This window comes from Asaia bogorensis NBRC 16594 (assembly GCF_001547995.1).
GTDB classification, from domain to species: domain Bacteria; phylum Pseudomonadota; class Alphaproteobacteria; order Acetobacterales; family Acetobacteraceae; genus Asaia; species Asaia bogorensis.
The window spans coordinates 2,750,051-2,775,334 of sequence record NZ_AP014690.1 but is presented as its reverse complement, the minus strand read 5'-3'; the positions used below and the strand labels follow the sequence as shown (position 1 = coordinate 2,775,334).

The following is a 25,284-nucleotide window of genomic DNA, read 5'->3' as shown; positions in this document are numbered from 1 at the left end:
TCATGAGGAGAGGGAGCGGTACGCCCGAGACCGCCCGCATGGTCGCCCGCATGGCCCGGCAGGGAAAACGTCAGAGTCCCGAGCCACGTCAGGTCGGTTCATCCGGCTCCGGGAGGGGCGGTCATGGCTTGCAACCCCCTGCCAGTGCGACCCGTCCCATCCTGCTCGGCCTGATCATGGCCGCCATTTTTGCTGCCGATACGATCACCCACTACGAGATCGCGATACCGGTGCTCTATACGGTGGTGCTCCTAGGCGCCGCCTTCTCTTTTCGGCCAAGAAACCTGATCTGGCTTGCCTGCCTGTGTCTTGGTCTAACCGGAGTGAGCTTCGCGTTCACCCTGCATGGCAACGCGGCTACCGGAGCGGTCAATCTGCTGATCAGCTCGGCAGCGATCGTCATCACGGCCTGGCTTGCCATCCGGCTTCAGCATGCCAGGGAAATGGCCCTGCAGGGGCAGTCCCAGCTGGCACGCATCGCCCATGCGCAGATGGTCAGCGGTCTGACTTCGTCCATCGTGCACGAACTCAACCAGCCCCTCGCCGCTATCGCCACTAGCGGGCAAGCTTGCCAGCGCTGGCTCTCCGCAACACCGCCCAATGTCGGTCGGGCAGAGGCTGCCCTGGAGCGCATCATACGCGATACCACGCGTGCTGCTGATATCCTGACACGCATGAAGGATTTGACCCGTGGCAAGGTGACCGAATGTCAGCGTTTCAACCTGGCAGATGCTGCGATGGACGTGGTGGCAATGGCCCAGCATCGCCTTGAGCACCACGATATCGCGGCACGTATCCGCTGCAAGGCCGGTACCCTGCCTGCCTGGGGAGATCCGGTCCAGATTCAGCAGGTTGTGAGCAATCTTCTGCTCAACGCGATCGAAGCAATTGCGGCGCAGGGTACGGGTGGTGGCCATATAGAGATAGCCCTATGGAAGGAGGATAATGCCTGCCTGTGTAGGGTGAGCGATGACGGTGCCGGGATCGCCCCCACTCTCACGGATCACCTTTTTGAGCCCTTTTGGAGCACGAAGCAGGAAGGGACAGGTATCGGCCTCGCGATCAGCCGTACGCTGATCGAAGCGAATAAAGGCCGGATCTGGCTGGCTCAGGACCGGCGTGAAGGGGCAGCGTTCTGCTTCAGCATCCCTGCAGCATGCGAGGAGGAGGCGTAATGGATGCTCGTAATGAGTTCACGGGAGAAACGATCGTTTACGTGGTCGACGACGATGCCTCTATTCGTCAGGCACTCGATGATCTGCTGAGCGCGGTTGGGCAGAAAGTTCGATGCTTTGCCGATGCGGAGAGCTTCATTGTCGCGCCGAAAGAGAACTGCCCCGCTTGCCTGATCCTCGATATCCGGATGCCGGGCCTGTCCGGGATGGATTTTCATCGGCGCATGGCTGGGCTCGGTCTGGATTATCCGGTGGTCTTCATCACCGGTCATGGGGATATTGCCATGGGGGTCGAAGCGATGAAGAACGGGGCGATCGAATTCCTGACGAAGCCGTTTCGCGATCTCGATCTGCTCGATGCCATCCAGCGGGGCCTGGCGATTGATGAGGCATCACAGCAAAAGAGAGCGGAGGGCGAGGCGCTTCTACGGCGCTGGCGTAGTCTGAACGCTGGTGAGAAGCAGGTTGCCCGTCTCGTGGTCACAGGGTTGCTCAACAAACAGACGGCGGGAATACTGGGGGTCAGTGAGATCACTGTGAAAGTGCGTCGTGCGCAGATCATGCGCAAGATGGAGGCAGGCTCATTGCCAGATCTTGTGCGTGAGATGGATCGTCTGAGAGGGCTCTCGCCAGCCGACCTCGAAAGCTGAAAGAAGTCCGGTCCCTGTGCTTCAGTCGAGCGGGATAGCAACCGCTACACCGGCAGCCATCGAGCCATGGCCCCGTCTCTGGTCGTTGGCACCCGCGCCGCCGGTCAATGCATCGCCAACCTGATGATGGTTACGCTGGAAGAAATCCGGGCGCAGTTTCGTATCGTCATCCCCGCCACGCTCTTTGGGGGCGTCGAGCGAGTCATCGGGCAAGGGCGCTTCGGTAAAGCCGTCATGCGATGCCGGTGCCTGCGCCCTGACGGTCAGCGAGGCCTGTCTGATCAGGGGGGCGTCTGCCGTTTCGGGCTCAAGTGAGAAGGCCGAAACCGTGTTGAGGCCTGAGCGGAGGGACCGCATATGGCCGGGGGTTTTTTGTGTTTGGGCTCCGGGCGTCGCCGCATTGTCGGGGGCGGGTCCATTGCCGGGTTGGGCCGAGGAGGCGTCAGGCGGCGCAGACTGTCCTGCTACACCGGTTTCCGCTGCATGAAGCGGGGCGATGGAGGCGCAACTCACAAGGCCGAGTATCAAGGCAGAACAGAAACGCAACAGCGCGATCCTCTTTCCGTTGGTGCAGTATTTCACGAAAATACCGGACTCGATTACCGGCTGACGTGACTGTATCCAGGTCAGAAAATCTTATGCAACCGAAACCCGCCGATTGTATCACGCTGTCATCAAACGTGATGCAACCAGGCGGGTAAGCTGTTCCCGATCAGATCGGGAAAGCGTTGCGGGCAGCGTCTGTGAGCACTGCAATACCGGGCAGAAGCTTGCCCTCGAGCCATTCGAGGAAGGCACCGCCAGCCGTCGAGACATAGCTCATCTGGTCGGCAACCCCCGCGTGGCGCAGCGCCGAGACGGTATCACCACCACCGGCGATGGTCTTGAGCTTGCCTGCCTTGGTCAGTTCAGCCGCCTTGCGGGCGACAGAAACCGTGGCCGTATCGAAAGGCTTGATCTCGAAGGCGCCGAGCGGACCATTCCAGACCAGGGTCTTGAGGCCCTCGAGCTTGGCGTTGATCAGCGCGATCGTCTTGGGGCCAGCATCGAGAATCATGGCATCGGCCGGTACGGCATGGATGTCACAGACTTCCGAAGGGGCACCTTCGCGGAATTCGCGGGCGATCACGGCGTCGACCGGCAGGATGATCTCGCACTTGCCGTCATTGGCCTGTGCCATGATCTTGCGTGCTGTCTCATGCATGTCGGCTTCCTGAAGCGACTTGCCAACAGCAACGCCCTGCGCCGCAAGGAAGGTGTTCGCCATGGCGCCGCCAATGAACAGCACATCGACCTTGCCCAGCACGTTCCCGATCAGATCGAGCTTGGTGGAGATCTTCGCGCCGCCAACAAGCGCACCGACAGGGCGTTCAGGCAGTTCAAGCGCTGCGGTCAGGGCGTTCAGCTCCGCTTCCATCAGGCGACCGGCATAGGCCGGCAGATGATGGGCCAGACCTTCGGTCGAGGCATGAGCGCGATGGGCCGCCGAGAAGGCGTCGTTCACATACACATCGCCCAGACGGGCCATCATGTCGGTGAAAGCCGGGTCGTTCTTTTCCTCACCGGCATGAAAGCGGGTGTTTTCGAGAACGCAGACTTCGCCATCCTTGAGGTTGGCAACGGCTTCTTCCGCTTTCGGTCCAACGCAGTCGGACACGAAATGCACCTTGTGCTGGATTTTTGACTCCAGCATTTCGGCAACAGGGGCGAGTGACATGCTGGGCACGACCTGGCCCTTGGGGCGGTCGAAATGGCTCAGGATGATCACGCGCGCGCCCTTGTCGGCCAGCTCGCAGATGGTGGGAATGACGCGATCGATACGCGTCGTGTCCGTGATGGCGCCATCACGCACCGGCACGTTGAGGTCAGCGCGCAGAAGGACGCGCTTTCCCTCAGGAGACAGGTCATCGAGCGTATGGAAACTGGCCATGCTCTTTTCTCCCGGTTTCTTGTTGCTTACAGGCTGCCGAAGAGCGCAGCCGTATCGGACATGCGGTTCGAGAAGCCCCATTCATTGTCGTACCACGAGCAGATGCGCACCATCTTGCCGCCATCGATCACGGCCGTCTGCGTGGCATCGAAGGTGGAGGATGCATAGGAGTGGTTGAAGTCCGTGCTCACCAGCGGGGCTTCGTTATAATCCAGAACGCCCTTCAGCGGGCCCTCGGCAGCGGCGCGCAGGGCGTCGTTGATGGCCTGGACAGAACCCGGTGCGCGGCTCGGGATGAAGTCGAGCGAGACGACCGAAACATTCGGCGTCGGCACGCGGATCGAGGTGCCATCCAGACGTCCCTTGAGGTGCGGCAGAACCAGGCCGATGGCCTTGGCAGCGCCCGTCGAGGTCGGGATCATGTTCAGGGCAGCAGCGCGGGCGCGGCGCGGGTCGCGGTGGTGAGTGTCCACCGTGCGCTGGTCACCGGTATAGGAGTGGATGGTCACCATGTAGCCGCATTCGATGCCGAAGGCTTCGTCCAGCACCTTGGCAACCGGTGCCAGGCAGTTGGTCGTGCAGGATGCGTTGGAGATGACCGTCATGTCCTTCGTCAGCATGGCATTGTTCACGCCATAGACGATGGTGGCATCGACATCGGTGCCCGGAGCGGAAATCAGGACCTTGCGTGCGCCAGCCTTGATCAGGGCCGAAGCCTTTTCCTTGCTGGTGAACAGGCCGGTACATTCCATGGCCACGTCGACGCCTTCGAACGGCACCTTGGTCGGGTCGCGCTCGGCGGAAACACGGATGGGGCCATAGGTGCGGCCATTGGCTTCGATAATCAGGTTGCTGCCATCAACGCGAACCGTGCCGGGGAAACGGCCATGAACGCTGTCATAAGCCAGCAGATGGGCGTTTTCTTCAACCGAGCCGAGGTCATTGATGGCGACCGGCACGACATCCGTACGTCCGCTTTCAATGATGCCACGCAGCACCAGACGTCCGATACGTCCAAAACCGTTGATCGCGATTTTCACAGCCATTGTAGTCTCCCGGCCAGTAGGCGGTTTCGTTATAAGAGATGAAACCATAGCACCCTTGGAAGACGAGACGAGAGGGGGCTACCAAAAATCTTATCGATATTTTCGTGAAAACTGGTCTTTCTGTTCCCGCTCTCTTGCTTGTGTGCGGTCTTCCTGCAAGTTCTTTAGGTCATGACGATGACGAATGCTTCAAATTGTGGTTTCCTGAAATTTCGGTCTTTGGCGATCGCCGGTTTGTGCCTCGTCTCGGGGGCGCTCACGGCCTGTACCCCGCCCGATCAAAGGCTGTTCAACCCCAATGCGGGCAAGCCACCCAAGCCCCATTATCCGCCTGCGCCTCCAGGCAAGCCCGCGCCCGCGCCCTTCCTGCAGATTGTTGCAGGCACACCCAAGGCGGAATGGGCACCAGCTGTCTCACGCAGTACGAAGCTTGCTTTGTCACGCAAGCCCGACCTTCTGTTTGTGGTCACCGTGCTCTCCCCCGAGACGGGCAGTCCGGCAGCGCAGGTGAAATCGATCGAGACACTGACCGAGCAGGACGGCAAGGATGTGGCAGATCAGATCGTGGCATCGGGCGCACCGCCCAATCAGGTCCAGATTGAGGCCAAGACCGATGGTTCCAGCCCCAAGGGGCGTATTCGCGTCGATCTGCGCTAGACCGCACCACATTTCTGCGCCTGCTGCTTCAAGGCAGGCAGCGCCTTCATGATCGTCCGGGGTGACGCTGGACAAGCCTTCAATGCAGCAGCGAGCGGAGATGCCTTCCGGGCAATCCTGCCTGTTTCTGTCTGCTGACACCCCCTGACAGGACACCCGCTCCGTTGCGGTCAGGTCGGGTGGCGTATTGATTACCGGAGAAATATCACATGAGCTTGCGAAAGGATATCTGGCGAACCGGCATCTTGCAGGCCCCGCTTGCAACGTTGCTCGAAAACCCCGACTGGACAGATATTGCCTGCCATTTCCTGCCGGACATGCCGCGTGACTTCCAGTTTCGTGCCGACCCGTTCGGGGTGTGGCACGAGGGCAGGCTGCACGTCTTTGTCGAGATCTATGACTACCGCAACCGCATTGGCGAGATTGAGGTGCTCATCTACGATAAAGAGTATCAGCTTCTCAGCCAGCAGATCGTGCTGCGTGAGCCCTGGCACCTTTCCTACCCGCAGATCATCGAGGCAGAGGGCGCGTTCTGGATGCTCCCTGAGGCGCATCGCTCGGGAACACAGACACTCTATCGTGCCAAGCGCTTTCCCGATCAGTGGGAACCCGTCTGCCAGATCGATCTGGGTGGCGAAGTCGCGGTTGATGCCACGCTCTGCTTCCATGACGATCTGTGGTGGATGATCTACACCCCTGTCGAAGCCGCCAAGAAAGCCCCAAGCCGTCTGCATGTCGCCCATGCCAAAAGCCTGACGGGCCCCTGGACGCGTCATGGTCAGAACCCGATACGCCTCGATCCTTCCAGCGCACGGGCGGGAGGCACGCCGGTCATGATTGATGGAAAGCTCATGCTGCCGGTTCAGGATTGCGCGCATACCTATGGTGGCGCCATCCGTCCCCTCTGGTTCGATGTGCTCACCACCGAGCGCGTTGTAACCCGCAGCGGGCCAGCCTTGCCCATACCGTCGGTTTGCGCACCCTATGATGAAGGCATGCACACCCTGTCTGCGGCAGGCGATGTCACGCTGTTCGATATCAAGCGAACAGTTCTGTCGCCGCATGGCCTTATGATCGAGGCCGGACGCGAACTGCGCAAACTGCGCAAGCGCGTGGGTCTGGCCTGATTCATTTCCTTCGGTCCCGAGGGTGAGGCGCGCATGGTATGAGCGCCTCTTTGCCGGCCCGTGCGGAGCCAGAGGTGCTGGCCGTTCCATATCGGCCATACCGACCGGGAGGCTGTCGTCAGGGGCGATATCCTGCGGTGCCGTGCCCGCAGGATACCGGCAGCGCGGTTCGTGCTAGTTCCGGCGACCCGAGCGGTGGCCATTCAGCCAGGGCGGCGCCATATCACCGGCCATGATGCAGCCGACAGGATCGATATAATCCTCGATATCTGCCAGATCATAACGGCCTATCTGCTCCACGACACTTGCAGCCCGTTTGTAGCTCGATGGGAGCTCGGATACATCAATCTTCCCCCCGAAGAACCGGACATCCAGCCCCTGTGTCTCGGCGGCAAGCAGCGCTTCCGGGGTTGTATCACCCATGCGGCGGCGATGCTCGGTGCGTGACATGTTACGGCCCGCACCATGGGGCGCAAAGCCCAGGGCGTGGCCAGCATCGCGCCCCCGTGCGACCAGAACCGGCTCGGCCATGTTGAGCGGGATCAGCACCTTGCCTGTCGCATCGCTGGCATAGCTGCCCCAGGCCGGGGTTGCCCCCTTGCCGTGATGGTACAGCCCGTCGCGCTCGAACACGAAATTATGCTCGTTCCAGAAACGCTCTGCCGGCGTGGCGCGCAAGCTTTCCGTTACCGCCTGATGAATGGCGTTATGGTTGGCCTTGGTCCAGCGGCGTATGATCTGGAGCGCTTCCCAGTAATCGCGCCCTTCATCACTATCCGCAGGGATCCAGGCATTCTGCCGCAATGTCTCGGGCGACAGGCGACGCCTCCAGTGTTCAGCGACCTCCACGCCGGCACGATAGAGCTGGGCACCTGGCCCGCGTGACCCGTGATGCGTCACGATGGCGGTATGACCTGGCGCGCGGGACCGCCCCACAAACAGGAAGTGATTGCCATCCCCCTGCGTACCCATATGGGACTGCGCCGTGTGCAGCATTTTCTGGTGGTTCAGAAACGGATTGGCCCGGAACGCATCAAGCAGATCGAGCGAGAGCGTGAAGCGTCGCCCCTGATCGCGCCCGCCCGCACCGAAATGCGTAACCCCGGAGGCTGCATCAAGCACAGCCGCAGGATCGACCATGCCCAGATCCGTCATCATCACTGAGCAGCAGATATCGGGTGAATGCATGCCGGGATGGATGGCATTGCGCGTGCTGACAATGCCGCCGACCGGAATAGTGCCGAGCGGCCCCGCCGGGCAGGCATCGGGCATGATGGCTGCCGCTGCCACCGTGGGCGTGCGCACCAGCGTTCGCATCGTCTCGATGACACGCTCACGGTTGAGCGCCTCATCGGGTGTTTCGGCATCCAGCGAAACATGGAGCGGTATTGTATCGGCGTCCTGAAGCGGAAGTTTGGGCGGTAATGGCGCCGGAGCCACGGCAGCGCGTATGGCGGCCTCATCACGCCCTTCTGCTGCCAATGCGCGTGCCTGCTCAAGCGCTGCGCCAAACGCGGGCCCGGGTGTGTGGCCCCATTCAATCAGAATTTTGCCGTCAATCTCTACAGGCGCGCTCATGGCCATGTCCTTTCTTTTCGTCGCTTGCATCTGGCTCAAGCATGGACGGCAGGAGGTTTGGCCGAAAGAAAACCTGCTTTTCAGGATAAGAGGCTGATAAAAATATAGAAAATATAGTTATTCGCTAAATTGCTCTCTCCGATTCTGATTTATGCGTATCGTCTTTTATCTGGAATAATCGTCTTATGAGAAACGTGGTTATCGGTCTGCTTGGCGTCAAAATTGATCGCACACGCGGAGTCGGGTCATGGCAGCCAAGCGCCAGGCTTTGCGGCCATGATTCTCTGCCAGTCGATCGCTTCGAACTGCTCTATCCCGGATATGCCGAGGCACTGGCCCACCACGTTGCACGTGACATTGCGGCCATTTCGCCGGATACCGAAGTGCGTCTGACCGTGCTTGATTTCGACAATCCCTGGGATCTGGAGGAGGTCTATGCCAAGCTCTATGACTTCGCTCTCGCCTATGGTTTCGATGAGGACCGGGAGCGTTACTTCGTCCATCCGACGACAGGCACGCATGTCGCGCAGATCTGCTGGTATCTGCTCACAGAAAGTCGTTACGTCCCGGCGCGCCTTATCCAGATGGAGCCCCCGCGTCCCGATACGGGACCCAACGGGCGCCTGACACTCATCGATCTCGATCTCGCACGATATGACGCGATCAGGCATCGCTTCGAGATTGCCTCGGCCGAACATTCCACTTTGCTGCGTAGCGGTATTTCGGGTGCCGATCCCGCGATTGATCGCCTGATCGGGCGGCTTGAGCAGATAGCCCTGAGGTCAGATGCTCCCATCCTGATTACCGGCCCGGCGGGCTGCGGCAAGAGCACGCTTGCGGCCAATATTCATGACCTGCGTATCCAGCGCCGTTTGCTGCGCGGGTCGCTCGTTCGGGTGGATGGCAGTCTGCTTGCCACGCAGGATGGCACCGCGTTGCTTCTGGGTCAGAAACGAGGCTTCGGCAGCGCGGCCGGGACCGAACGGGCAGGGTTTCTGGCGCAGGCCCATCGCGGCACCCTCCTGATCGACGGCATGGAAAATGTGCCACAGGCCCTGCGCGACACTCTTTTTCGCGCGGTGGTGGCAAAACGCTACCGTCCGCTGGGTGGCGAGACCGATCTGGATGCACAGTTCAGCCTGATTGCGACCGCGCGAGATGGTGCGGGCATGGAGTCGGTTTTTCCCTGGATCATACGTCTGCCGTCCTTGCGGGAACGTCTTGCAGATATTGAAGCGGCGTTTGATCACGCGCTTGACGCAGGCGAACGCCGCTCAGGAACCAAAACCGGGTTCGCTCCGGGCGCACGGGCGCGCTATATGCGTTTTGCGACATCGATCGATGCGGCCTGGTCGGGGAATTATCGCGACCTGTCGGACTCATTGCTCAGGCTATGCACGCTCGCCGAACGTGGTCGTATCACGGTACCGATGATCGACGAGGAAATTGCAGAGCTGTCGGCGCGCTGGCGCCCCGCAAGGCACGATGCTGCGGGTTCTGTTCTCACAGACGATATGGCCGTGCTGGCCGATATCGTTCCGGATCCGGCCGCAATCGATATGTTTGATCGCATCCAGTTGGCCACAGTTGTGCGGATATGCCGCATGTCGTCCAGCCTGTCTGACGCAGGGCGAACCCTGTTCTCTGTCTCTCGTACGCAGCGGTCGAGCCGCAATGATGCAGACCGGTTGCGCAAATATCTGGCACGTTTTGATCTGGATTGGGACGCTGTCAGGAAAGGTGGAAAAACGATCACCTGATCACCTGATCACCTGATCACCAGTCCCTGAACACTGGTGACCATAGCGTCCCGGTTCTAGCCCACAGGGGGCTGTTTGGCTGCAACAACTCTCAGCCTGAAAGCGCAGACACTTCCGGGGCGTCCGGCAGCCATCAGGGGGCAGGTTTATTGTTCCTGTCGCGCAAATGCCTTGATCTGCAAGGCCAGATCGGGATCCGATCCGTCGATTATCCGTGACAGGCGGCCGTCTTTCGTAATGAGTGCCACGGCCGGGATCTGACGTACGCCAAACCGCGTGAAAGCGAGATTATCCCGATCGAGCAGCACATGAAATCCGGGGTCGTAAAGGGTTTGGAACGGGCCCATGTCTGCAGGCTCTGTCCAGAGCCTTGCCCCCACGACAACCCAGTCTGCCGCCACGTGGCTGACGAGTTTTTGCGCCACGCGACGTGTGTTGACGCAAGCGCGGGCGGTCGGCGGGTCCATCGTGGCGAGATAGCTTTCGCACCAGGGCGCCGTGAACAGGACAATCTGGGGTTTGTGGCTTCCGGTTGCGCTAGACTGGCGCAGAGGCACCGTGGCACCTGTCGTATCGCTCAGTGTGATCTCGGGAATTTGTTGCCCGGTGGTCAGCGGTGGTGTGGGGGTTATGTCGGCGAAGTGGATCTCACCGGCTGTGCGTGGTCTGGCCGATACCCGCTCAAGCGCTGCATCGAGGGCTGGGCCATCCTGATGGCCGAGATAGGCCAGTCGTCCATCGCGGTCGATCAGCACATGCAGGGGAGTGGCACGAATCTGTAGCCAGTCGCTCAGCTTGCCGTCATCCATCACGACCGGCATTGTCAGTCCGGTCTTTTTGACAAAAGCGGCAACCTTGTCCCGGTTTTCCCCAAAGCCGATATCGACGGCAATGACGCTCATGCGTGTCTTGTAGCGCTGATAAAGCGCCTCGAAGCCGGGCATCTGGGCGCGACAGGGAATACAATAGGTGGCCCAGAGCTTGAGATAGACAGGCCCCTTGCGGGTCAGTGCCGAGAGATCAAGCGTCTGCCCGTCCAGCGTTTGCCATTGCAAAGCCGGAATGGCGCGGCCAACCATTTTCGACAGGGCCGGGTCTTCGGCAATGAACGCTGCTAAGTCAGGAGCAGGCGCTGTGTCGGCTCGCGCCTGACTGGACCCCCAGATCGGAAATAGAAAGGGAAGAGCCAGAAGGCCGCGTCGAGAACCGGGCATGGTTGATCGTCCTTGTCCTGAAATTGAAAAGGGGAGGGTGCGTGGGTAGCTGGGTGCGCAGCGATGCGGCGCCTGTGCCCCCCCTGTCAGGGCCCCGTGCCCATAAGGCTCAGGAGTGTCTGACAATCGGCCTCGACCTGCTCGGGGCGTATATTGGCCACGCCCAGCAACACGCCTGACCGGGCGCGTGACCCCTTGGCGAACCACGCCGAGAGTGGCGTAATCCCGAGGGACGCTGTCCGCGCCTGCTGCGCAAGCCGGGCATCATCATAGCCCGAGGGGAGTGGCAGGATGACGGACAGCCCCGCATCATGGGCCACGGGCGCCCGGCAATGCCGCAATGTCTGGTGCAGCAGGTCACGCCGTTGGGAATAGGCCTCGCGTGTGCGACGCAGATGTCGGAAATAATGCCCTTCGCGCATGAACCGCGTCACGGCAATCTGCACCGCGTTATTGGGCGGGGTGGCCAGCCACCAGGCGGTTTCGGTCAGGCGTTTGAGCAAGCCGGGCGGCGCCACGACAAAGCCGAGCCCGACCATAGGGGCAAGTGTCTTGCTGAATGTGCCGATATGGATCACGCGATCAGCATACTCACCCGAGGCCAGGGCCGGGGGCGAGCGGCCGTCCAGATGCAGTTCAGCCAGATAATCGTCTTCGATAATCCAGCCATTGCTTTGCCGCGCCCAGTGCAGCAAGGCACGGCGACGCGCGGCGCTGAGCGAAACCCCCATGGGTGCCTGCTGACCGGGGGTAACGAGCGCGAATGCTGCACCGGGAGCGGTGGCTTGCCCCTGCGCGACATCCAGCCCTTCGTCATCCACAGCAATCGGCACAGGGTGCACACCGGCACTTTCGAGCGCCATACGCGTGATGGGAAAGCCCGGATCTTCCACCCAGGCCTGTTTGCCTGCGCAATCAATGGCACGCAGGACCATGGCAAGCCCACTGCGAAATCCCGTTGTGATCAGGATCTGATTAGGGCTGCAATCCAGCCCGCGGGCCAGAGCAAGGTGAGAGGCCAGTGCGGTCCGTAATTCCGGCAGGCCGCGCGGGTCCATGACACCTGTATTGAGCGCAGAAGCCTGCACAGCCTGCCGGTGCAGACGCGCCCAGAGCGTGGCAGGAAACACATCATGCGCGGGAACACCCATCTGGAATGATAGTGGCCTTGTATCCCTCTGCCGGAAAAGGGCGAGAGACCCGTAACCGGTCTCGTCATCCGGGCGCGATGCCGCAGCAAACATTGGTGGGTTGGCCGTATCGGCCTGTTTCATTCGGCTTGGCCATTCCGGCGGGGAGGCTATGCGTGTTCCGGCTGCCCCGGCAGTATAAAGCAGATCGCGATCGATCAGGCGATCATAGGCGGCACGCACGGTCCCACGGGCGACGCCAAGTTGTGTGGCCAGATCACGCCAGGACGGCAGGCGGCTACCTTCCGGCAAGGCGCCAGAGCGTATGGCGCTTTCGATATGCCCTGCGATCTGCTCGCTCAAAGTCCGCGTGCTCTGCCTGTCGAGTATGAGTCCTGCGAGCGGGGCCGTGGGTGCGGTCATGCGTGGGAGCCCGTCTCAGACATGTGGCGCCGGGATATCGTGTGAAAGTTCGGCCTCGGTGCAGGCGGAAAGGACAGGTGAGAGCGTCGACAGGGCGTTCTCCATGGCCGCGGCCTTCGCGGAGGCGTCGCAAAAAGCCGTACCCTGAACCGAAACAACATGCAGGTTGTGAAGTCCGATACAGCCCAGAACTGCCTTGAGATACGGGGTGAAAAAATCCGGCTGCTGGGCATCTTCGCCAAGAATGACGCCACCTGCCGCGACACCCACAAGCACAGGCCGATCCGTCAGAAGTCCCTTCTTGCCTTGAGCACTTAGCGTAACCGTCCGGTTCACGCGCACGACATGGTCCAGCCAGGACTTAAGGGCGGCGGGAACCGTGAAATTATGCACGGGCGTACCTAGCACCAGAATATCGGCATCCTCGATTTCCCTGATGAGTGTTTCTGACAGGGTAATCGATCCCCGCGCTGCAGGGGGCGTCACATCATCAGGGTGTGCCAGAAGTGCAGCGTAGGGGGCATCGGGCATCGGCAGAGCACTGATATCGCGCCAGACAATGGCAGCACCGGGTTCGAGCGCACGAAGACGCGCCACGATAGCCGCCGAAATGATACGGCTTTGCCCATCAGGGCGAGGGCTGCAATCGATATGAAGAACTTGCATCGCTTGGGCACCGCAGGGCGAGAGAAGAAGAGTGATGGTTCTTGGGTCTATCCGCCCTGCGACGACAGGACCAGAAACCTGTTCTTCGCGTGTACCAAGATGGGAGGTCCAGCTGGAAACATCATTCTTCGTCCTGTCCGATGGTGCAGGACCCATGGGAGGAACGTCGGGACATTTCACCACCGGGAGACAAAAACATGCCGCAGCGTCTGGATTATGAAGCGATTGCCCCGCGAGGTATCAGGGCACTGGGTGACGTCTATCGCTACATAGCCTGTTCGGGACTCGATGCGCTTCTGGTCGAGTTGATCTATCTGCGCATTTCACAGATCAATAGCTGCGCCTATTGTCTCGATCTCCATACGAAAACCCTGCTCGAAAAGGGTGTTTCCTCACGTAAACTCGGTGTGCTTCAGGCATGGCGCGAGGTGAAGGCAACATTCAGCGCGCGCGAATGTGCGGCCCTTGCCTGGGCGGAGAGTGTCACCTGCGTACGAGAGACGGTCATTCCTGACGCTGATTTTCGTGCGCTCTCCGAGGTGTTCTCTGAGAAGGAAATTGTGGACCTGACCATCGCTGTCGGGCTGATGAATCTGTTCAACCGTTTGGCAATCGGTTTCAGGCGCATGAGCGACCCGCTTGACTCATAAGTCCGGATGTCGCGCGGTAATGGCGCATGATGGCCCCGTGACCTTGCATCAACTTCGAGGGGACACGAGGCTCGTCAATTCAGTGACGGGTGCGCATGGTACAAATATTTTTCGCAGCGAGCCGGTCCGGTTTACACCGAATGCCGCTTGTTAGGGTTATTATGTTGCAATGATATGCTTCTGAAGTGGAAAAAAACGACAGTCAGCGTCAACAGTGAAAGAACCGGTTTGTTTTTCCTTTCCTGATCATCGTGGCCCGGTCAGAGCGTGGCAGACCCAGTGTCAGAAACGAGCTTCTGCAAGCATGGCCCTGACGGCAAAAGGCGGTAATCCAAGATCCTTCAGCTTGTCTGGATCGCCAGTTTTGCCGAAGACAAGTCGCATAGCAGCAATCAGGACGGTGCTTTCGCACAGAACGGCGAGGCCAACGCTGATGAAGCGGACCCACCCGATATGAGGGGTTGTACCCTCATCGAAGCTGGGCAGTGTATGGCGCGCTATCCATAAGCCGGAACCTCCGAGGGCAAGGCTGCGCACAAGGCCACGCATGAGCGTGGGGGGGGGGCGATAGCACACCCAGCAAGCAAGGACGAGCGTGCCTATCCACGTCGCACCGATGAGCGTCTGGTGGGCTGCCTTCACTGGGGAATTCTGAAAACCTGAGAGCCACAGGAACACAGCGATGTAGGACATGACGATATAGGGATAGAACCAATGCTCACGTATCAAGGTCATGAGTCACTCCGTTGCGGGTCCGCATCGTATCGCCTTCGATCCTGTAGCGCCAAAATAGTGAGCTTCACAATATCGCTCGACTTTCGAGTTCCAATACGGGTGTTGAGCCGGTCCGGAGATGACCGGCGCGCAATCACTACGGCAAATTGGGGCACCATCGTGTGATGCGTCTGAGTCAGTCATCCCCCCTTTGGAGAAGCGGGGCCTATGTACCGCAGAATGTCGCCTGCACGACTTCCTCGGGGTGCGGTGGGGTTTCATAGATGGCATCGTCAACGAAGGGGCGTCCCAGTCGGGAGAGAAGGGCATGGAACACCGATAAATCACCGCTCTCCGCAGCGTCGATCGCCTCGGCAATCCGATGATTGCGCGGAATGACTGCGGGGTTGATCTGGCGCATGGCATTTTCACGGACAATGGCGGATACGCCTCCCCATGCGCAACGTGCGTCCCAATCCTGCAGCCATTGCGTCATGGCTGGTGAGTTCTGTGCATCGCATGACAACTCGCGGCGGGTCAGGCGTCTGAAACTCAGTGTCCAATCCAGTCTGTCCTGCTCCAGGATCGCCAGAAAACGCTCGATCAGAGCCTTGTCATCCGGTTCGCATGTTGTGAGCCCGAATTTCGAACGCATTCTTTCGAGCCATGCATTTTCGTAAAGCGTGGCAAACGTGCCCAGTGTCTCCTGTGCCCATGCCAGGGAACGCGCTTCGTCCGCATCGAAAAAGGGAAGCAGGGTTTCGGCGAGGCGGGCCAGATTCCAGCCTGCGAGTTTCGGCTGGTTGGCGTAGGCGTAGCGACCGTTACGGTCGATGGAGCTGAATACCTTGTCCTGGCTGTAGACATCGAGAAAGGCACAGGGACCGTAATCGATCGTCTCTCCCGAAATGGCCATGTTGTCAGTGTTCATCACGCCATGCACAAACCCGAGACTCATCCACTGGGCGATCAGCCTTGCCTGAGCCGCGACCACATTTTCGTAGAGGGCTCTCACAGGATTTTCGGCTATGGCTGCGTGCGGATAATGGCGCGTGATTGCCAGATCACAAAGAAAGCGCAGCGCCTCATTGTCCTGCCGTGCAGCGAAATACTGGAATGTACCGACACGTAGATGGCTTGCAGCAACCCGTGCGAGAATGGCACCCGGCAGGGGGCGATCACGCCAGACAGTCTCGCCGGTCAGGACAGCCGCAAGGGCGCGGGTCGTTGGAACGCCGAGCGCGGTCATGGCCTCACTGACGAGATATTCGCGCAAGACCGGCCCGATGGCGGCCAGCCCGTCGCCACGCCGGGAGAACGGCGTGGGACCAGAGCCTTTAAGCTGAACATCGAAAACACGGCCTTGTCGGTCGGCTGCAACCCCGAGCAAATGGGCGCGTCCATCGCCCAGTTGTGGCACGAACTGGCCGAATTGATGGCCAGCATAGGCCTGTGCCACAGGGGCAATACCGTCAGGCCGCGTCTGCCCACCCAGAAAATCGACACCCTCGGGAGTTTCGAGCCATGAGGGGGAAAAGCCCAGTGATTCAGCCAGCGCAGCATTCAGGGCAACAAGTTTCAGCGCGGGAAATCGGGCGGGGTCAGCCTGCACGGCCATGGTGGGGGGGAAGGGTGCCGGGCTCAGGGGCAGGGACATGGGACCTCGCTGGTGGGGCCGATACGAAAGCGGCCCTGTTGAAGTGGCACCCGAAACGTCAGGGGTGAAAAGAACAAACTCACCTTTGACAGAGAGTCCTGTGCTTCATCAGATGGTTTCTCGCGCATTTCAGGCAAGGCAGTCAGGGCTCGAAGAGCGAAACCTGCAAGTTTTTTCGACCCCTCCCTTCCCATTTCATGGCCGGACGTTCAAAACCCCTGCATGTCGACCCACCCCTCTGCCGCCAGACGGATCTTCCACAATGTCAGTTTCCTGACATTGGGGCGCATTGCGACGGCCATATGCAGTTTTGCCTATATCGCCTTTGCCGTGCGGGCACTGGGGCTGGCGTCGTTCGGCCTGCTGATCCTGATCCATTCTCTGGGCATCATGGCCTCGACCTTCTCGCGCATGCAGTCATGGCAAACGCTCATCCGCTATGGAAATGACCCTTACGCCAGACGCGACCTGGTTCTTCTGCGTCAGATCATCGGGTTCTGTATCAGGCTCGATCTGATTTCCGCGGTGGTGGCGGTCTGTATCGGAGTAATCAGCGTCACGTTTTACGCGCATGTGGCGCACTGGTCGCATTGGGTGACCTTCCTGGCCTATGGCTACGCGCTGATCTGTCCGTTCATGTATACCGGGTGGAGCAATGGCGTTCTGCGTCTGACAGAGCGTTTCCATCTCGTGCCGGTCAGCGATACCTGTACGGCCATTTTCCGTACGGCGGGTACGGCTGTCGGCTATGGGCTGCATCTTGATCTCGGCTTTTTCGTGCTGGTCTGGGCCGGGGCCGTGCTAATGGATTATGGCCTGTTCCTGTATTTTGCACTTTCCACCTTGCGTCGGAAAATCGGCCTGCGCCTGCGCTGGCGCGATGTGCTTGGGCAATGGCGCTGGCAATTGCCGGGCATGTGGGCCTTCACCCGCTCGACAAGCATCAATCAGACCCTCGGGGCAGTGTCCGGCCATATCAGCACACTGGTCGTGGGGTCGTTACTCGGCTCTGCCGAGGCCGCCGTATTCAGGATCTGCCGCCAGATTGCCGACGGAATCGTCACACCGGCGCAGATGCTCTCGCCTGTGCTTTATCCCGAACTGGTCAAGATGCGTGACCGGCAGGACTGGAGCGGTCTCAAGCGCCTGACATGGAAGATATTCGGTATCCTCTGCGCTGTTTCGATCGCACTCCTTCTGGTGGCGGCTTTCTTCGGTGGGCGAATTTTCTCGCTGATGCTGCATATCCATCTGCATGGCACCACCTATTACATCTCGATCATGCTCGTCTCCGCGGTGCTCACCCTCCTGGTCGTGCCGCTCGAACCCTTGCTGACTGTCATGGGACAGATCGGCTTTCTCATGGCCAATCGTACCTGGATTACACTGGCTTATTTTCCCGTGCTTTATGGTCTCACACGCCATTTTTCGCTGGCTGGCGCCTGCTATGCGACCGCGCTCAGCAGCTTTGTAATGTTCGTGACACGTCTGTGGCGAGCCGTGGCCAGCTCCCTGCGTCCACCGGCCGATCCGCTCAAGCCAGCTTCACCAGCAATCACGCATACCGAAGAGACCGTGCCCGAAAGCGCCACGGGTCATGCCGGGGGCGAGACGCAAAGCAGGGTTGTCGTCGAGGCTTAAGGCGTATGACGGCTGGGCCAGAGTAATCCCCTGATCGGGGGTTATTGCTCGGCACCGGCAGGATCGAAGCCCAGCGACGCCAGAACGAGCCTGTCCTCCCAGACATCATGCATCAACGCGGGGAGAGAGCCCAGCGTGGCAAGAGCGGGATCACGCAGCATGATCCCGTCAAGGCGTGACTCCTTGAGGCGCACCCAGCACCATATATCGCCATGAGGGCCCTCGACAGCGCCAATACCCTCCCCGGACCCGGATGTGTCCGCTGCCGGTGACGGCAAAGGCACGCCGAAATTTGCGGCAATGCGGTCGATGCGTCTGAGAGAGTCACGTATCTCATCGAGGCGCAGGCATTGTCTGGCCCAGCCATCGCCGCCGAGGCGCGAGCCTGCCCGGCCGGGAACGTGGCGCATGTCGTCTTCAAGCTGGCGCAGGTCGAATGAGCGTCCGGAAGCCCGGCCGACCAGCCCACCGAGGCACAGGGCCTGGGCACAGGCAGGGGGTATCGTGCCAAGTCCCTCCAGCGTCTCCGCCATCTGGAAATGCAACCCCTCGATCACGGGCAGGCGTGGCATCAGGGCGTCATGGATGGCATGAGCAAGGCCGCAGATGTCGACCCCTGCTGCAATCCCCTGCGGTGTGATCATATCGGTTAGGCGGCGGCTGGCCCCGTGATGGGCGCATAGCCCTGCACAGAGATCCTCAGCAAGACTGGCGTGAGTGGCAAGGAGGGCAAAGCCCGTTAACTGCGCCATCTGGGCAATATCACGGCAATGCACGACAATGCGTTCGATCTCCAGAAGGATCGTGCGGGCATCGCGTGTCGCATCATCGGGGATGATGCCGAGCGCGTTTTCGATCGCACGCGAGTAGGCAAGGGGGGCTGCGACGAAAGCCGATCCGTTGCTGCGACTGATCAGCCTTAATGCTTCCTCGGGCATGCATCCCTTGAGGCGATGCATGAGCCCGACATGCGCGGCACCCGGCATGATCTTGCCACGCCCCCACATGAACGGCGCCATATCGCCATGAACGCTCTGCGCAAATAATGATGGGGAAGGCGTATGATCGGCTGAAACAGGCGCGGGAACGGACCGCGCGGATAGAGGCGCGATACTGGCCCAGCCACCCCGATCCAGTGCGGGTTCGTTATCGATGGCGCCCAGTGGCAGACAACCCCACAGATCCTGCGCGATGCGCTCTGGCCAGGAGGCGCAGGGGAGAGCCGCCGACAGGGCGAAATAACGCCCGTCAATCAGGGGGGTGCTTACTACAAGCGGCGTTTCCTGATCGAGGAACAGGGCATAGGCGCGCAGATCGTCACACCAGTGAGCGATGAACCAGCCCGGTGCCAAAGCAATCATCTCGTGCCATTGCCCCTCATCGAGGGTGTAATGATGTGGGGAAAGACGTTCCCCGGCCCGGATACGGGCGATCATGCTCATGGGGCGCTCCAGGAAAGGGCCCCGACCGGGCTGCCATGAGCGTTGAGCCCAAGCACGAGCGGCGCAATCATCCCCATACCGACAAGGGCGAGCACAAGCGCCCGGTCGCGCCAGCTGACCGGTATATGCCAGTCCAGCGTCGCCCGGCTGGCGGTCAGCCCGAGAGCAGCCAGCACGATGACGGTGGGTATGAGGCCAACTTTGCTCAATCCGGCCAGAGTAAGGCATCCTGCTGTGAAGTTGGGCCAGGGCGGCAGGCTACTTATGATCCAGCGTCGCATGGAGTCAGGAATCTGTGGACCGGCGGCCAGTGCGAGGCCTGAACTGAGAAAGAGCAGCGAGGGAACCGGCCCTGTGGGCAGGGCGGCGGCGATGGTGGCAAGACAGACCAGGAGCCTCGGTCCCTCCTGTCGGGTCAGAATGCAAAGCCATAATCCTGCTATCCCGGCGGAAAGGAGCACCATGTGCGTGACCTCGCGCGCAGGCAGGCGCAGCATGAGGGCCACGGCGCTCAGACATAGCAGCATGTCGGGCAGGGCAGTCAGGCGATCGGGCCGCAGCGAAACGGCTGACCCATCTTTCCCGGTCATCGTCCCATCATAGACAGGCGCAATGGTGCCAAGACCGGAAAGAAGGCAAAGCCCGACAGCGAGAAAAAGATCGCCAAGTCTCAAGATGGCAGGGTCAGGGCTCATGGTGATCAGACTGGTGCCCAGCAGTGCCAGAACCAGCCCGGCAAGGCGCATACGCATCGAATCCCAGGCCTGACGCGCGCGCGTGGTGGCAAGGGTTTCCCGGTATGTGAGCATGAGGGCCGCGCAGCCAGTCAGGCAAACCACGGTCAGCACGTCATGAGCACACAGGGCCAGTGTGATAAGGCAGGCCGAGATGAAATCGAGACACAAGGTCAGGCGCGTCTCCCCCTTGCCCAATGCAAGAAAAGGCATTGCGCCCGCCATCAGGCACCCCCAGCGGCTGAGCAGATCCTGAGCGGGAAGCAGCGGGGAAAGGCACAGGGTCAGGATCAGACCGGCAAGGGCAAAATGCCGCGCCGAGCGCAGGGCGCGCGCCTCAGGCAGCAAGGCCATCAGACAGGCCGCGAGGAGCGGCCATGACGGGACGAGGAACCGGGCGATCTGATGAAGGGTATCAGCCATGACCGGGGCCATCCATACGATGCCAGGCAAGGCGCGGCATGAGCCATCCCCCAAGCGACAGCAGGCCGATCCAGACCAGTGTCGCACCCAGAACGAGGGGCCAGCTATGGGTGTAGCCGCCCAGCAAAAGAAGCCCGTTAAGAGTGCAGAGGAGCGAAACCAGCTGCAAAAGGGGAGCAGAGAGTGCCGCCCCGCATAACCCGGCCAGAATGATGCCGATGCAGATGAGCACCGGTATGCCCGGTGTCGCTGCCAGGGCTGTGAGGAGCACAAGTGCAATGGCTCCGCAGACAGCGAGGCTGGCAGCCTGCTGGGCAGTGCGTCGCTCACGGGGTTCCCCCGAGCGCCATGCGACATGACGGCGCAGCACGATCAGCCCTGCACCGTTCAGTGCCGGCAAGAGGATCAGGGCTGCCAAAGCCGGGGCACCATGCCCGACCCCGGAGACGCAAGCCGCCGCGCAGGTGCCATGCAAGGGAAGGATGCGCGCATCGCGGCCGATCGCCGCCAGAGCGATAAGCAGGGTCAGGCCAAGAAGAACGATCATGCGGCGCCAGTCATGAGGTCAGCCTTCCGGCAAGAACCAGCAGGATGGCGCCCCCGCTCAGAACAAGCGCGAGCCGTGAGGAGGGCAGGGGACGCAGCGCGCGCCAGCTCGCGACGAGAATAACCAGTACCCCTAGCCGAGCCGGAGCCGCCACAAACCACAACAGGGCCAGATGGCCCGTCGTTGCGGCATTTGTGGCAATGGCATCGGGCCAGATCAGGTCGGCGATGAGGAGATACCAGCACAGGGCCGTCAGATCGTGCCGGTAGCGCAATAGGCTACGATGACGGCCCTCTGTCCCCGCAATGAGTTCCTCATGCCATGCCTGTGAGAGAAAACGGGGATTGAGAACCAGCAACAAGGCGGTTGCGATGAAGACCAGCCCGCCAAGCAGGGCAGGTGAGGGCTGCAGCACTCTTTGCTGTAGCAGCCCGGTAATTGTGGCCGATCCGGGAAGGCCGACCGTGATCAGCGTGCCTGTCAGAGCGAGAAGAGGCATCAGGAAAAGCAGGTCCTGTCCGACGGCCCCCAAAGAACGTTTCAGGCGCAGCTCGGTCATGCGGGTTGGTGCCAGGGTTAGCGCCTGGGTCCAGACGGTCGCACAGGACAGAACCAGTAATACTCCGCAGACCAGAGGTTCCGAGAGAAAATGAAACGGGATCTGCGTTGTCGCGAGAGGGATACCCATACTGGCAAGCAGCACCGCGCACAGACCAAACCAGGTCAGTGCCGGTATGGCCCGGCTCTGACCCCATCCCATACGCAGCTGACGCCATCGCCAGCCAGGCAGGGGGCCATGTCGGCCTGCCATCAAGCCGCCAATCATCGTTTCCAGATCTGTCAGAAAGGGGGCAAGCAGCGCCAGCGTGAGAAGCTGTCCGAGCATCAGGCATAGCTGGAGAAGCAAGGAGGTCATCACGCTGACCAGCCCAACCATGACAGGGCCATCGCAACAAGCAGCAGCCAGAGCACCAGAGCCTGATGCGACAGGAACCTGCCGGCTCTCAGTGGCAGAGTGCCCGTAATGGCCGATGGCGCCTCAGGGGCGTTACGCTGGTTGTGACGCCGTTGCAGACCGCTTTGCAACAGGGTGCCCTGTCGCCGCATCGAGGCGAGAAGCCGCCTGAGCCCCCAGGGGAGACGCAGCCGGATAGGCATGGCTGGCCACGCAGGCAGCGATGTTGCAGAGGCGGGAAGATGGGTCATGACCGCAGGGGCAATGATGGCGGGCACAAGAAACACCAGAGCTGGATACCAGAAGGCGCCATCGCCCCCGGCAAACGACCAGACAGGCCAGGCGCGCCAGATATCATGCGGTGCGCCAGCGATGGTGAGAACCGCGTCATGGACCGGGCCAATCAGCAAGCCGGGGCATACTGACAGGCACAGGCCAAGCGTCAGGGAGGGTATCATTCCAGGCTCGACCGAGGCGTGGACGAGAGCTGCGCCGCTGGCGATATGCGCCGAATCTTTTGCGCCAAGGCGTTCCTGAACGGCCGATCCTGGCTGTGACAAGGCCCGCCATGATGCGAGCCATGCCCTGACCATCAATATTCCAAGCACGAGGCTGAGGCACATGCCGCTAGCGGTCCATGCCGGAGAGAGTCCCGTTAGTCCGTTGACGACATGAAGTCCGAGCCAGAAGGGCAGGAAACCGGCCAAAGGCGGGAGAGGTGTCTGGAAGAAGCTGGACTTCTTGCCGAGCACGCCAAGAAGCAGCGACAGGATGAATGCCTCGCTTCCGGCAAGGGCGCTATCGGCCAACCCGCCATGTCGCGCGCTGAGGGTCAGGCCGAGCAGCAGAAGTGGCCAGTAAGCCAGAGCTCGCCGCAGTGGCAGAAACAAGCAGAGGCCGCCGCCCAGCAATATGAGGCTGACCGGCCAGAAGCTACCGGTCTGGGCGAGCAGGGCTGGTACGACAATCGAGTAGCCCAGAACAGGCATGGCCGAAAAAGCAGGGAGCGTGGCGAGGGCGGCCAGTGGGAGGAAAACCTCACCAGACAGAGCACCCAGGGAAGCGAAATCGCGAACGGCCGGTGTGATCGTGGCATCGCCCGCGTGGCCCGCCATGGTAGGATCGATACCGGTGCTCATCAGACTATCTGTCAGACCCTGTGCAGGGAAAAACCCATGAGCCGCCAGATAGCAGCCAGCAGGCGCCAGAAAGGCCAATTGCCAGGCCAGGCCGGACGCACGGGGCCCAAGGCGGCAGTTTTCAATCAGGCAGGGGATGAAACAGATCAGTGCAAGGGCCTGATTGTGACAGAGCAGCCCCAAAGCGCCGGAGGCCTCACCAATAGGGCCACAGGCTTTGTCGGGGGCGAGTTGGGTCAGGCCCCAAAGGATAATCCAACAAGAGATGAGGGGATCGAGCGCGAGAGGGCCGAAGGTCACATGATAGCCATGAAGCGCCGCCCAACCTGCGACGATGATCTCAAACGCCAGCACTGCGCCTGGCACAGCCTGCCTGCCGCTGCCTGGAATAGCGCCAAGCGCCAGCCTCACGATGGCGCACAAGGGCAGCAGAATGAGAGCAACGAGCGGAAGCAGGGGAATTCCTGACAGGATGGGGTGCGACGAAACGTCTTATTACCTCAGTTTCGTGGATCACCCAATCCAGTCGTCATCCCGGAGGCTGCCGTGGGTATGGCTTCTCCCAGAGCTTCTGAAGGTAACACGCACTGCCTCGTCGCCCGGCTACTCGGTGCGTGGAGAACCAGGCTGCGCGAGGCAGAGTATCGTTCAGACCCTCATCGAATCGCCTGCACGTTCATGGGAGATATCCAGCAGTTCATTGTCGGAATTGCCGTCGGCGTCGGGATCATAGAACACGAATTCGAGTTCAGGCTCGATCTGGGTCGAGACCAGAGCGCAACCGACAAGCTTGCTCAGATGATCCGTGAAGCTGCGCAGTTGAACGCTTGGTATGTGGGACACCCATATGCGGCGATCCTTGCGGAACTGCTCGACAAGGTCGGGATGTACAGCCATGAATTTGTCAAATTCTTCATGTGTCATCAGTTATCCGGCTTTCCACTATGATGAATGAATCTATTTGTTCCATCATAATATCGTTCTGTTCACTGTATATCCAAATTAATTATTAACTAAGCGTCCGGGTTTGCTGTTCCTGATCTTCACGTTCAGATCATCTCAAGCGATGTCTTGCGACGCGGTGGCGGGAAATGGGCGTCAATACGGGCGATATCAATGTCACGCAGGGTGATCGACAGGGCGGCGATATTCTCCTGCAGGTGACGCAGGGTTCCAGCCTTCGGGATCGAGAGAATATTGGCATCTCGCAGGGTCCAGGCCAGAGCGATCTGGGCCGGAGTGGCTGGGCCAGCGGCCGTTTCATGCTCCCGGGCGATCTCTGCCAGAACCGGGCTGGTCAGCAGATCGCCTCCCTGCCCCAGGGGAGAATAGGCCATGGTGACAATGCCAGCGGCCCGATCACGCGCCAGCAGGTCATAGTCAACGCCGCGCGCTTCGAGATTATAGAGAATCTGGTTAGCCGTACAGTCCGAGGCGACGCTCTCGAGATCCTGCATGTCTTCGGTGTCGAAATTCGATACGCCCCAGCGCCTGATGAGACCCTTCTCAATGAGGGTTTCGAAGGCTTCGACGGTTTCCGTCAGCGGGACGCCGCCCTGCCAGTGCAGGAGATAAAGATCGAGATGATCCGTGCCCAACCGCTTGAGAGATGCCTGACAACTCTGGATCGTGCCATTAAACGTGGCGTTTGATGGAAGGACCTTGCTCACAAGAAAAACGTCTGATCGCCGGTTTGAAATGGCCTCACCCACGAGACGTTCCGAGCGCCCATTGCCGTACATCTCGGCTGTGTCAATCACCTTCAGGCCGCGATCAAGACCGGCGCGCAGGCTGGCAATCTCCTCGGCCTTTCCGGCTGTCGAGTCGCCGATATTCCAGCTTCCCATGCCCAGGGCAGGCACGGTCGTCCCATCACTGAATCTCACGGTTTTCATGAAAACTTCCTTTTCAATACAGGAGATCAAGCGTCACAGTTCAGGCGGCGTTCGGCAGTTCTCCCTGCAGGATAATCACGAGTTCGTGAGTTCGTGCAGCCATAACCTCCTTTGGCGTTAGGCTGTCGGGG

At 60.5% G+C, this 25,284-nt stretch carries 23 protein-coding genes; 7 read left to right on the top strand and 16 right to left on the bottom strand.

Going from position 1 to position 25,284, the window contains the following annotated elements; translation table 11 throughout:
• Positions 1-2: 2 nt before the first annotated feature.
• A complete protein-coding gene (locus Asbog_RS12150) occupies positions 3-1,175 on the top strand; it encodes a sensor histidine kinase (protein WP_083510870.1) in 1,173 nt (390 codons plus the stop codon).
• Positions 1,175-1,825, top strand: coding sequence for a response regulator transcription factor (locus tag Asbog_RS12145; RefSeq protein WP_023979391.1), 651 nt, complete (start codon positions 1,175-1,177; stop codon positions 1,823-1,825). Before Asbog_RS12150 ends, Asbog_RS12145 begins: the two co-directional genes overlap by 1 nt.
• A gap of 21 nt (positions 1,826-1,846) precedes the next feature.
• Here the strand turns inward: Asbog_RS12145 and Asbog_RS14425 are convergent, their stop codons facing one another.
• The 3 genes from Asbog_RS14425 to gap form a co-directional block, all read right to left on the bottom strand.
• On the bottom strand, positions 1,847-2,371 hold the full coding sequence (locus Asbog_RS14425) for a hypothetical protein (protein WP_146926522.1): 525 nt from the start codon (positions 2,369-2,371) through the stop codon (positions 1,847-1,849).
• A 166-nt stretch (positions 2,372-2,537) separates the two neighbouring features.
• Positions 2,538-3,755 carry a phosphoglycerate kinase gene (locus tag Asbog_RS12135; RefSeq protein WP_062165327.1) on the bottom strand — a complete coding sequence of 406 codons (1,218 nt, stop codon included), beginning with the start codon at positions 3,753-3,755 and terminating at the stop codon, positions 2,538-2,540.
• A gap of 26 nt (positions 3,756-3,781) precedes the next feature.
• On the bottom strand, positions 3,782-4,801 hold the full coding sequence (gene gap, locus Asbog_RS12130) for a type I glyceraldehyde-3-phosphate dehydrogenase (RefSeq protein WP_035444442.1): 1,020 nt from the start codon (positions 4,799-4,801) through the stop codon (positions 3,782-3,784).
• Positions 4,802-5,020: 219 nt separating this feature from the next.
• Between gap and Asbog_RS12125 the strand changes: the two genes are divergently transcribed.
• Together Asbog_RS12125 and Asbog_RS12120 are read left to right on the top strand one after the other, a co-directional pair.
• Positions 5,021-5,458 (top strand): hypothetical protein, encoded by a 438-nt coding sequence (locus tag Asbog_RS12125; RefSeq protein WP_148640455.1) that lies wholly within the window; start codon positions 5,021-5,023, stop codon positions 5,456-5,458.
• Positions 5,459-5,667: 209 nt separating this feature from the next.
• Positions 5,668-6,585, top strand: coding sequence for a glucosamine inositolphosphorylceramide transferase family protein (locus tag Asbog_RS12120; RefSeq protein WP_062165325.1), 918 nt, complete (start codon positions 5,668-5,670; stop codon positions 6,583-6,585).
• A gap of 174 nt (positions 6,586-6,759) precedes the next feature.
• Here the strand turns inward: Asbog_RS12120 and Asbog_RS12115 are convergent, their stop codons facing one another.
• Entirely contained in the window at positions 6,760-8,163 is a 1,404-nt protein-coding gene (locus tag Asbog_RS12115; RefSeq protein WP_171840703.1) for an RtcB family protein, read from the bottom strand.
• Between the two features lie 185 nt (positions 8,164-8,348).
• Between Asbog_RS12115 and Asbog_RS12110 the strand changes: the two genes are divergently transcribed.
• Positions 8,349-9,923, top strand: a complete 1,575-nt coding sequence (locus tag Asbog_RS12110) for an RNA repair transcriptional activator RtcR family protein (RefSeq protein ID WP_062165323.1) — start codon at positions 8,349-8,351, stop codon at positions 9,921-9,923.
• Positions 9,924-10,069: 146 nt separating this feature from the next.
• Here Asbog_RS12110 and Asbog_RS12105 read toward each other — a convergent pair whose 3' ends face one another.
• The 3 genes from Asbog_RS12105 to Asbog_RS12095 all read right to left on the bottom strand — a co-directional run bounded on the left by Asbog_RS12105 (position 10,070) and on the right by Asbog_RS12095 (position 13,356).
• Positions 10,070-11,137, bottom strand: a complete 1,068-nt coding sequence (locus Asbog_RS12105) for a TlpA family protein disulfide reductase (protein ID WP_062165322.1) — start codon at positions 11,135-11,137, stop codon at positions 10,070-10,072.
• 86 nt (positions 11,138-11,223) lie between these two features.
• Positions 11,224-12,690, bottom strand: a complete 1,467-nt coding sequence (gene pdxR / locus Asbog_RS12100; RefSeq protein ID WP_062165321.1) for a MocR-like pyridoxine biosynthesis transcription factor PdxR — start codon at positions 12,688-12,690, stop codon at positions 11,224-11,226.
• Between the two features lie 15 nt (positions 12,691-12,705).
• Positions 12,706-13,356, bottom strand: coding sequence for an FMN-dependent NADH-azoreductase (locus Asbog_RS12095; RefSeq protein WP_083511004.1), 651 nt, complete (start codon positions 13,354-13,356; stop codon positions 12,706-12,708).
• Between the two features lie 197 nt (positions 13,357-13,553).
• Between Asbog_RS12095 and Asbog_RS12090 the strand changes: the two genes are divergently transcribed.
• Positions 13,554-14,006 (top strand): carboxymuconolactone decarboxylase family protein, encoded by a 453-nt coding sequence (locus Asbog_RS12090; protein WP_062165320.1) that lies wholly within the window; start codon positions 13,554-13,556, stop codon positions 14,004-14,006.
• Positions 14,007-14,288: 282 nt separating this feature from the next.
• Here Asbog_RS12090 and Asbog_RS12085 read toward each other — a convergent pair whose 3' ends face one another.
• Both Asbog_RS12085 and Asbog_RS12080 read right to left on the bottom strand, forming a co-directional pair.
• Positions 14,289-14,741 (bottom strand): hypothetical protein, encoded by a 453-nt coding sequence (locus Asbog_RS12085; protein WP_062165319.1) that lies wholly within the window; start codon positions 14,739-14,741, stop codon positions 14,289-14,291.
• Between the two features lie 205 nt (positions 14,742-14,946).
• Entirely contained in the window at positions 14,947-16,377 is a 1,431-nt protein-coding gene (locus Asbog_RS12080) for a protein adenylyltransferase SelO (protein ID WP_062165318.1), read from the bottom strand.
• A gap of 222 nt (positions 16,378-16,599) precedes the next feature.
• On the opposite strand from Asbog_RS12080, the gene Asbog_RS12075 reads away from it, so the two are divergent.
• Positions 16,600-18,018: a lipopolysaccharide biosynthesis protein gene (locus Asbog_RS12075; RefSeq protein WP_146926519.1), complete on the top strand. Its 1,419-nt coding sequence runs from the start codon at positions 16,600-16,602 to the stop codon at positions 18,016-18,018.
• A gap of 41 nt (positions 18,019-18,059) precedes the next feature.
• Here Asbog_RS12075 and Asbog_RS12070 read toward each other — a convergent pair whose 3' ends face one another.
• The 7 genes from Asbog_RS12070 to Asbog_RS12040 form a co-directional block, all read right to left on the bottom strand.
• Positions 18,060-19,460 (bottom strand): NADH-quinone oxidoreductase subunit D-related protein, encoded by a 1,401-nt coding sequence (locus tag Asbog_RS12070; RefSeq protein ID WP_062165317.1) that lies wholly within the window; start codon positions 19,458-19,460, stop codon positions 18,060-18,062.
• Positions 19,457-20,617, bottom strand: a complete 1,161-nt coding sequence (locus Asbog_RS14590) for a hypothetical protein (protein ID WP_171840702.1) — start codon at positions 20,615-20,617, stop codon at positions 19,457-19,459. Before Asbog_RS14590 ends, Asbog_RS12070 begins: the two co-directional genes overlap by 4 nt.
• Positions 20,610-21,164: a hypothetical protein gene (locus Asbog_RS12060; protein ID WP_062165315.1), complete on the bottom strand. Its 555-nt coding sequence runs from the start codon at positions 21,162-21,164 to the stop codon at positions 20,610-20,612. Before Asbog_RS12060 ends, Asbog_RS14590 begins: the two co-directional genes overlap by 8 nt.
• Positions 21,165-21,174: 10 nt before the next feature.
• Complete coding sequence (locus Asbog_RS12055; protein WP_062165314.1) at positions 21,175-22,080, bottom strand: hypothetical protein; 906 nt, start codon at positions 22,078-22,080, stop codon at positions 21,175-21,177.
• On the bottom strand, positions 22,080-23,669 hold the full coding sequence (locus Asbog_RS12050) for a hypothetical protein (protein ID WP_231944578.1): 1,590 nt from the start codon (positions 23,667-23,669) through the stop codon (positions 22,080-22,082). Before Asbog_RS12050 ends, Asbog_RS12055 begins: the two co-directional genes overlap by 1 nt.
• A gap of 237 nt (positions 23,670-23,906) precedes the next feature.
• On the bottom strand, positions 23,907-24,182 hold the full coding sequence (locus Asbog_RS12045; RefSeq protein ID WP_062165312.1) for a hypothetical protein: 276 nt from the start codon (positions 24,180-24,182) through the stop codon (positions 23,907-23,909).
• Between the two features lie 125 nt (positions 24,183-24,307).
• A complete protein-coding gene (locus Asbog_RS12040; RefSeq protein WP_062165311.1) occupies positions 24,308-25,153 on the bottom strand; it encodes an aldo/keto reductase in 846 nt (281 codons plus the stop codon).
• Between the last annotated feature and the right edge of the window lie 131 nt (positions 25,154-25,284).

Excerpts from the sequence above, each read along its gene's own strand:
- Asbog_RS12150 (WP_083510870.1), top strand. The coding sequence starts at position 3 with ATGAGGAGAGGGAGCGGTACGCCCGAGACCGCCCGCATGGTCGCCCGC.
- Asbog_RS12145 (WP_023979391.1), top strand. The coding sequence starts at position 1,175 with ATGGATGCTCGTAATGAGTTCACGGGAGAAACGATCGTTTACGTGGTC.
- Asbog_RS12135 (WP_062165327.1), bottom strand. The coding sequence starts at position 3,755 with ATGGCCAGTTTCCATACGCTCGATGACCTGTCTCCTGAGGGAAAGCGC.
- gap (WP_035444442.1), bottom strand. The coding sequence starts at position 4,801 with ATGGCTGTGAAAATCGCGATCAACGGTTTTGGACGTATCGGACGTCTG.
- Asbog_RS12120 (WP_062165325.1), top strand. The coding sequence starts at position 5,668 with ATGAGCTTGCGAAAGGATATCTGGCGAACCGGCATCTTGCAGGCCCCG.
- Asbog_RS12115 (WP_171840703.1), bottom strand. The coding sequence starts at position 8,163 with ATGAGCGCGCCTGTAGAGATTGACGGCAAAATTCTGATTGAATGGGGC.
- Asbog_RS12110 (WP_062165323.1), top strand. The coding sequence starts at position 8,349 with ATGAGAAACGTGGTTATCGGTCTGCTTGGCGTCAAAATTGATCGCACA.
- Asbog_RS12105 (WP_062165322.1), bottom strand. The coding sequence starts at position 11,137 with ATGCCCGGTTCTCGACGCGGCCTTCTGGCTCTTCCCTTTCTATTTCCG.
- pdxR (WP_062165321.1), bottom strand. The coding sequence starts at position 12,690 with ATGACCGCACCCACGGCCCCGCTCGCAGGACTCATACTCGACAGGCAG.
- Asbog_RS12095 (WP_083511004.1), bottom strand. The coding sequence starts at position 13,356 with ATGCAAGTTCTTCATATCGATTGCAGCCCTCGCCCTGATGGGCAAAGC.
- Asbog_RS12090 (WP_062165320.1), top strand. The coding sequence starts at position 13,554 with ATGCCGCAGCGTCTGGATTATGAAGCGATTGCCCCGCGAGGTATCAGG.
- Asbog_RS12085 (WP_062165319.1), bottom strand. The coding sequence starts at position 14,741 with ATGACCTTGATACGTGAGCATTGGTTCTATCCCTATATCGTCATGTCC.
- Asbog_RS12080 (WP_062165318.1), bottom strand. The coding sequence starts at position 16,377 with ATGTCCCTGCCCCTGAGCCCGGCACCCTTCCCCCCCACCATGGCCGTG.
- Asbog_RS12075 (WP_146926519.1), top strand. The coding sequence starts at position 16,600 with ATGTCGACCCACCCCTCTGCCGCCAGACGGATCTTCCACAATGTCAGT.
- Asbog_RS12070 (WP_062165317.1), bottom strand. The coding sequence starts at position 19,460 with ATGAGCATGATCGCCCGTATCCGGGCCGGGGAACGTCTTTCCCCACAT.
- Asbog_RS14590 (WP_171840702.1), bottom strand. The coding sequence starts at position 20,617 with ATGGCTGATACCCTTCATCAGATCGCCCGGTTCCTCGTCCCGTCATGG.
- Asbog_RS12060 (WP_062165315.1), bottom strand. The coding sequence starts at position 21,164 with ATGATCGTTCTTCTTGGCCTGACCCTGCTTATCGCTCTGGCGGCGATC.
- Asbog_RS12055 (WP_062165314.1), bottom strand. The coding sequence starts at position 22,080 with ATGACCTCCTTGCTTCTCCAGCTATGCCTGATGCTCGGACAGCTTCTC.
- Asbog_RS12045 (WP_062165312.1), bottom strand. The coding sequence starts at position 24,182 with ATGACACATGAAGAATTTGACAAATTCATGGCTGTACATCCCGACCTT.
- Asbog_RS12040 (WP_062165311.1), bottom strand. The coding sequence starts at position 25,153 with ATGAAAACCGTGAGATTCAGTGATGGGACGACCGTGCCTGCCCTGGGC.